Origin of the sequence: Kitasatospora sp. NPDC057512, assembly GCF_042802135.1 — a bacterium.
GTDB lineage: Bacteria > Actinomycetota > Actinomycetes > Streptomycetales > Streptomycetaceae > Kitasatospora.
The window spans coordinates 1-2461 of the sequence record NZ_JBHVET010000997.1 but is presented as its reverse complement, the minus strand read 5'-3'; the positions used below and the strand labels follow the sequence as shown (position 1 = coordinate 2461).

Genomic DNA, 2461 nt, shown 5'->3' with positions numbered 1-2461 from the left:
GGGGGGGGGGGCGCCCCCGCGGGGGGGGGGGGGGGCCGCACGACGGGGCCTACGGCGTCGCCGCCCGGCCGGTGGGGCCCGGCGGGCGGCCGCCCGGCGGGGCGGAGCGGACGGAGTCGAAGGCCTGCCGCGTCTGGCGCAGCGTCGGGTCGGAGGCCTGCCGCAGGCAGGCCGTCACCTCGACCACCGCGGCGGGGCCGGCGCGCTCGACGGTGCGCAGGCCGGTCAGCTCGCGGTCGCCGCCGAGCGCCGCGCACTCCTTGTCGAGGGCCGTGTCGCCCAGCCCGGTCGGGGTCGGGCCGAGTTTCTCGGCCAGCCCCTGGTCGTCCACCAGCCGGAACGCGAGGACGGCGCCGTCCACGGCCAGCCGCCCGGACAGCGGGCAGCGGACGGCGCCCGCCGTGCACGACGGGGCCGCCCCCAGCGGCTGGGTGCCGAGGTAGCCGAACCGCTCCCGGGGGTCGGCGCTCGACGTGGCCAGGGCGTGCCAGTTCGCCGGCGGGTCGAGGAGCATCTCGGGCAGCCGGGGGAAGAAGACCGTCGCCCCGCTCCCGGCGGACGGTCCTCCCGGCACCGTCGGGGCGGGCGACACCGTCGGGGCCGCCGCCGGGGGCGACAGCACCGGGGCGGACACCGAGCCCGCGGGCCCCGTCGCGGCTCCCCGCACCGGTGCCGGCGCGAGCGCGGGCGCGGCGGCCAGCACGGCGGCGGTGAGTCCGGCGGTGAGGCCCGCGGCGAGCCCGGCCGCCCGCCGGCGGCGCCTGGACCGCTCGACCCGGGCGAGGACGCGCTCCATCCGGTCCTGCGGCGAACCGAGGGCCGGGACGGCCCGGTGGAGCAGGATCCGCAGCTCCTGCTCGTCGTCGTGCCCGCCCTCGCCCGGACCGTACGGTCCGTACGGGCCGTGCAGGTCAGCGCCGTTCACGGGGTCCCCCGTCCAGCAGGAGTTCCCGGGCCGGCAGCCGGCCGCGCAGGCCGGCCAGCGCCCGGTGCGTCTGGCTCTTGACGGTGCCCGTGCTGCAGCGCAGCACCTCGGCGGTCTCCTCGACGCCGAGGTCCTCGAAGAAGCGCAGCACCACCACGGCCCGCTGACGCGGCGGCAGCGACCGCACCGCCTCGGCGACCACCTGGCCGAGCACCACCCCGTCGTACGGGTCCGGGCCCGGCGGCGGCTCCGGCAGTTCGCCGTGCGGCAGTTCCCCGGTCCAGCGGCGCCGCCACCAGGAGACGTGGCAGTTCACCAGCACCTTCCGCAGGTACGCCTCGGGCCGGTCGGGGGCGATGCGGGTCCACTTGGGCCAGACCTTGGCGAGCGCCGTCTGCAGCAGGTCCTCGGCCTGGTGCGGGTCGCCGGTCAGCAGCCAGGCGGTGCGCAGGAGCTTGGGCCCGCAGGCGGCGACGAACTCCTCGAAGTCCGGCGGTATCGCGTCCGTCATCCTGCCGTCGTCCCCGCCATGGTGTCCGTGCCGTTCCCGTCTGCCGTGGCGGCCGCCCGGGCCGCGTGTTCGTTCTTCCTCTCACGGCAGCTCGACGCGTCGGGGGGCGGTTCGGGTTGCCTGCGGGCGCGGACCCGCGAGCCGCTCCGGTGGCCCGGGTGGTGCCGGGACCTGGACAGCGGCGCGGCACTCGTCCACGCTTCACCTCCATGACTCTCCCCCCGCACTCTCCCGGTGCCGCGCGCACCGAGCTCTTCGAGGCGCTCACCGCGGTCGGCGACGAGGCCGTCGCCCTGCTCGCCGGCTGCCGCGGCGACACCCGGATCCCCGGCGCCGAGTGGACGGTCGCCGAGGCGGCCGCCCACCTGGCGATGGCCAACGAGCTGATGGCCGCGCTGGCCGCCGGCGAGGAACGGCCGTACGGGGACGGCACCCCGGGCTCGCTGGCCGCGGCGAACGCGGCCTCGCTGGCCGAGCGGCCCGAACGGGACCCGGACGTGCTGGCCGGGGAGATCGCCCGGCGGGCACGGGAGTTCACCGTGGCGGCCGCCCCGCGCGCGGGCACCGAGCCGGTGTCGACCCCGCTCGGCCGGATGGACCTGGACACCCTCGGCGCCTACCTGCTGACCCACATGCTGGGCCACCTCTACGACATCGCCGTCGCCCTCGGCCGCCCGCACCCGATCGACCGGCGCCGGGTCGGGCTGGCGATGCCGTTCGTGCGCACGGTCATGCCGCGGGTGACGGACGCCCGCGCCGCGGCCGGCCACAGCGCCTGCTACCGGCTGCGCGGCCGGGGCCTGGACGGGTTCGCGGTGACCTTCACGGACGGCGCCGCCGCGGTGAGCCAGGACCCGCCCCGCCGCCCGGACTGCACGATCCTCGTCGAACCGGTGGCGTTCCTGCTCATCGCGCTGGGCCGCCGCAGCGCCCCCGGCGCCCTGCTGCGCGGCGAGGTGCTCGCCTGGGGCCGCCGCCCCTGGCTGGCCCCGTCCTTCCCCGGGCTGTTCGCCGCCCCCTGACCC

The 2461-nt window shown here is 78.6% G+C and carries 3 protein-coding genes; 1 reads left to right on the top strand and 2 read right to left on the bottom strand.

Annotated elements, in window-relative coordinates; translation table 11 throughout:
- Positions 1-49: 49 nt before the first annotated feature.
- Both ACFU6K_RS36735 and ACFU6K_RS36730 read right to left on the bottom strand, forming a co-directional pair.
- On the bottom strand, positions 50-925 hold the full coding sequence (locus tag ACFU6K_RS36735; RefSeq protein WP_380670645.1) for a hypothetical protein: 876 nt from the start codon (positions 923-925) through the stop codon (positions 50-52).
- Entirely contained in the window at positions 912-1436 is a 525-nt protein-coding gene (locus ACFU6K_RS36730; RefSeq protein ID WP_380670643.1) for a SigE family RNA polymerase sigma factor, read from the bottom strand. The genes ACFU6K_RS36735 and ACFU6K_RS36730 overlap by 14 nt, the downstream gene beginning before the upstream one ends.
- Positions 1437-1645: 209 nt before the next feature.
- Here ACFU6K_RS36730 and ACFU6K_RS36725 point away from each other — a divergent pair, with 209 nt between their 5' ends.
- A complete protein-coding gene (locus tag ACFU6K_RS36725) occupies positions 1646-2458 on the top strand; it encodes a maleylpyruvate isomerase family mycothiol-dependent enzyme (RefSeq protein ID WP_380670641.1) in 813 nt (270 codons plus the stop codon).
- The last annotated feature ends 3 nt before the right edge of the window (positions 2459-2461 follow it).

Coding starts and splice junctions, on each gene's coding strand:
- ACFU6K_RS36725 (WP_380670641.1), top strand. CDS start 1,646: ATGACTCTCCCCCCGCACTCTCCCGGTGCCGCGCGCACCGAGCTCTTC.
- ACFU6K_RS36730 (WP_380670643.1), bottom strand. CDS start 1,436: ATGACGGACGCGATACCGCCGGACTTCGAGGAGTTCGTCGCCGCCTGC.